The organism is Mycobacterium sp. (assembly GCF_035653355.1).
Classification (GTDB): domain Bacteria; phylum Actinomycetota; class Actinomycetes; order Mycobacteriales; family Mycobacteriaceae; genus Mycobacterium.
The window spans coordinates 1-3,665 of sequence record NZ_DASRBZ010000128.1 but is presented as its reverse complement, the minus strand read 5'-3'; the positions used below and the strand labels follow the sequence as shown (position 1 = coordinate 3,665).

Sequence of the window (3,665 nt, the reverse complement as noted above, 5' to 3'; positions counted from 1 at the left end):
GGTGGTCCAACGGCTCCGGCGGCCGTGCGGGAGAACCGCGGCGCCGGCGCCGCCTGTTCGACGCCGTCGACGTTGATCACCGTGCCACGTCCGGTCATGTGGGGGTGGGCGGCGGCTTCGCTCCACGTCAACACCGGCGTGACGCACGCGTCGGTGCCGGCGAAAATCTCGGTCCACTCGTCGCGGGTCTTGCCAGCGAAACGTGCGGTGAAGATCTCGCGCATCCGTCCATAACCGCCGATGTCCAACTGCCCCGGCACGTCGTCGGCGCTCAGCCCGAGACCGCTCAGCAGCTCGGCGAAGAACTGCGGTTCGATGGCGCCGACGGCCATGTACTTGCCGTCAGCGGTCTCATAGCAGCGGTAGAACGGGGCGCCGCCGTCGAGCAGGAACGATTCGCGTTCGTCGCGCAGGGCGCCGGTCGACTTCATCGTCCACATCATCTGCGCCAGCATGCTGACGCCGTCCACCATCGCGGCGTCGATGACCTGCCCTTTGCCCGACCGCTCTCGTTCGTAGAGTGCGGCGACGATGCCCAATAGCACCAGCATCGAACCGCCGCCGAAATCGGCGACCAGGTTTAGTGGCGGCAGCGGCGGGCGGTCGCGATAGCCGAGCGCGGACAGCACCCCGGTGGCCGACAGGTAGTTGATGTCGTGGCCCGCGGTCGCGGCCAGCGGTCCCTCCTGTCCCCACCCTGTGATGCGGGCGAAGATCAGCCGGGGATTGACCGCCGCACAGTCATCGGGACCGATGCCGAGCCGCTCGCAGGTGCCGGGCCGAAAACAGTCGAGCAACACGTCGGCCTTGGCGGCCAACCCCAGCAGCGCCTGCGGCTGCGCCTTGACATCCAGATCGACGATGCGTTTACCGCGGTGCACCAAGTCGCGGTCCTCGGGCGGCATCGTGACGCGTGCTTGGTGGCGACCCGCTTCGCCCGGCTTCGCCGCGCTTGCGATCGCCACGCCGGGCCGGCGCACCCGCACCACATCGGCGCCCAGGTCGGCGAGCACCATCCCCGCATGTGGTCCCGGCCCGATGCCACCGAGTTCGATGACCCGCACCCCGGCCAAAGGTCCGGTCACTAACCACCCTTCTTGACGCTCAGCACACGCTTGCGCAATCCCTCGGTCGAGGTGTCCATCACCCCTTTGATGGTCCGCTTGAGCAGGAAGCCGGGCAGCGGCACCATCGGGTCGATGGTGATGTCGAACTTCACCCGGGTCTTGTCGCCCTCCGGTGTCAGGGTGTAGACCGCGTCCTGCGCGCGCTGTTGACTGGCGCTGACCAGCGTCCAGCTCACAGTGTTGTCGCCCCAGGTGTAGGCCACCACCTGCTCGTCGGTGATGCCGGCCGCCTTGACCTTCATCCGGGCCACCTTCGGCCGGCCGTCATCTCCCCTCTCGACCACTTCGGAGCTCTGGTGCGCCGACGACCACTCGGTCAGCGATTCCAGGTCGGCGATGACGGCGAGGATCTCCTCAGGGCTTGCTTCGATGACGACTTCGCGAGTTTCCTTGATTGCCATGGCCCGCACCATAGCCAGACGCGGCAGTCCCCGGGGTGTTTTTGGCCGAGGGTACGGTCGTGGTCGTGAGTGACGCCGAAGATTCCTCCTACACGGTCGGTGACTATCTGCTCGATCGGCTCGCGGAACTCGGCGTCTCCGAAATCTTCGGTGTGCCCGGCGACTACAACCTCGAATTTCTCGACCACGTCATCGCACATCCGGTTCTTCGCTGGGTCGGCAACGCGAACGAGCTGAACGCCGGGTATGCCGCAGACGGTTACGGGCGGCTGCGCGGAATGTCTGCTGTGGTCACCACATTCGGGGTTGGTGAGCTGTCGGCGGCCAACGCGATCGCCGGCAGCTACGCCGAGCACGTGCCGGTGGTGCACATCGTCGGCGGCCCGTCCAAAGACGCTCAGGGCACGCGTCGGGCGCTGCACCATTCACTCGGCGACGGCGACTTCGAGCACTTCCTGCGGATCAGCCGCGAAATCACTTGTGCCCAAGCGGCGCTCATGCCGGCAACTGCCACCAGGGAGATCGACCGGGTGCTTGCGGAAGTGCGGGAACAAAAACAACCCGGCTACATCCTGATGGCCACCGACGTGGCGCGCTTTCCGGCGGAACCGCCCGCGGCCCCGCTGCCGCGCTATACCGGCGGTACGAGCCCCCGAGCACTCTCGCTCTTCGTCGACGCCGCAACCAAACTCATCGCCGATCACCAAGTCACCGTGCTCGCCGATTACCTCGTCCATCGCCTCGACGCAATTCCCCAACTCGAGGCGTTGCTGTCGGCCGATGTGGTGCCGCATGCGACCTTGATGTGGGGCAAGAGCCTGGTCGATGAGAGCGCCCCGAACTTCCTCGGCATCTACGTGGGCGCAGCCAGCGCCGAGCCGGTGCGCCGCGCGATCGAGGAAGCACCCGTGCTGGTCACGGCCGGCGTGGTGTTCACCGACATGGTCAGCAGCTTCTTCAGCCAGCGCATCGACCCGGCCCGCACCATCGACGTCGGCGTGGATCAGACCACTGTGGCGGGCCAGGTGTTCGCCCCGCTGGAAATGTCGGCCGCACTGGATGCGCTGGCTACGATTGTCGCTCGCCGCGGAATCACGTCTCCGCCGGTCACGCGGGCATCGGACGGCGGCCCGGTGGAGCATCCGCCGCGAGAGCAACCGTTGAATCAGAAGATCTTGTGGGACAGGCTTTCTGCCGCGTTGACGCCGGGCAACGTGGTGCTCGCCGACCAGGGCACGTCTTTTTACGGGATGGCGTGCCACCGGCTTCCGCAGGGTGTGACGTTTATCGGCCAACCACTGTGGGGATCGATCGGCTACACGCTGCCCGCCGCACTCGGGGCTGGCCTGGCTCATCGGGATCGCCGGACGGTGCTGCTGATCGGCGACGGCGCCGCTCAGTTGACCGTCCAGGAGCTGGGCGTCTTCTCCCGTGAAGGCCTGACGCCGGTCATCGTAGTGGTCAACAACGACGGGTACACGGTCGAACGGGCGATACACGGAAAAACCGCCTGCTACAACGACATTGCGAGCTGGACGTGGGCCGACGTGCCGCGCGCACTGGGGGTCACGAACCACCTCACTTTTCGGGCGCAGACCTACGGCGAGCTCGACGATGCGTTGACCGCCGCCGCCGAACACCAAGACCGGATGGTGTTCATCGAAGTCGTCGTGCCCCGCTTCGACGTGCCCGACCTGCTCGCCGAACTCGCGCGGCCCACATCGCCGGACGGCAGCCCGCGCCGATAACGCACGGTTAGCGTTGCCGCGCTTTGTATTCGGTGCGTGAGGAGGCGATGATCGCCCGCACGGTGCGTCGGCAGCGGCCACACTCCGCGCCCGCGCCGCATGCCTCGGCGACTTTCTTCGTGGTCGATGCGCCGTTGGCGACGGCGTCGGCCACGGTCTGGCTGGTGACACCGTTGCACAGGCACACATACATCGGCTGGTTCCGATCAGTGCGTCTCGTCGATCCGCATCATGTGAAGGAATCGACCGATGAACATCGGCGGGTAGGCGCCCCTCCCCGCACCGTCCATCCACTCCGCCGCCGCATCCGGATGGTCGATCCAGCGCCGCGCATTGGCGTCGTTGTCGATCTGCTGGAGGATCATCACCTCTCGCGGATCGTCGAAAGC

4 protein-coding genes and 1 pseudogene are annotated in these 3,665 nt (G+C 66.6%); 1 reads left to right on the top strand and 4 read right to left on the bottom strand.

The window, feature by feature from the left end; translation table 11 throughout:
• Window positions 1-1,085: CaiB/BaiF CoA-transferase family protein (locus VFA16_RS04030; protein WP_324966571.1), on the bottom strand; the 1,085-nt coding region annotated here is incomplete at its 3' end.
• Complete coding sequence (locus VFA16_RS04025; protein ID WP_324966570.1) at window positions 1,085-1,528, bottom strand: SRPBCC family protein; 444 nt, start codon at window positions 1,526-1,528, stop codon at window positions 1,085-1,087. The genes VFA16_RS04025 and VFA16_RS04030, both read right to left, overlap by 1 nt.
• A gap of 59 nt (window positions 1,529-1,587) precedes the next feature.
• Between VFA16_RS04025 and VFA16_RS04020 the strand changes: the two genes are divergently transcribed.
• Window positions 1,588-3,276 (top strand): alpha-keto acid decarboxylase family protein, encoded by a 1,689-nt coding sequence (locus VFA16_RS04020; RefSeq protein WP_324966569.1) that lies wholly within the window; start codon window positions 1,588-1,590, stop codon window positions 3,274-3,276.
• 7 nt (window positions 3,277-3,283) lie between these two features.
• Here VFA16_RS04020 and VFA16_RS04015 read toward each other — a convergent pair whose 3' ends face one another.
• Both VFA16_RS04015 and VFA16_RS04010 read right to left on the bottom strand, forming a co-directional pair.
• The gene (locus VFA16_RS04015; RefSeq protein ID WP_324966568.1) at window positions 3,284-3,469 is read right to left on the bottom strand and encodes a (2Fe-2S)-binding protein; all 186 of its coding nucleotides are present in this window, start codon (window positions 3,467-3,469) and stop codon (window positions 3,284-3,286) included.
• Between the two features lie 13 nt (window positions 3,470-3,482).
• A pseudogene (locus VFA16_RS04010) lies at window positions 3,483-3,665 on the bottom strand (fatty-acid--CoA ligase); the annotation flags it as partial.

What these genes read in the sequence shown, in the direction of transcription:
- VFA16_RS04025 (WP_324966570.1), bottom strand. Translation starts at nt 1,528, where the DNA reads ATGGCAATCAAGGAAACTCGCGAAGTCGTCATCGAAGCAAGCCCTGAG.
- VFA16_RS04015 (WP_324966568.1), bottom strand. Translation starts at nt 3,469, where the DNA reads ATGTATGTGTGCCTGTGCAACGGTGTCACCAGCCAGACCGTGGCCGAC.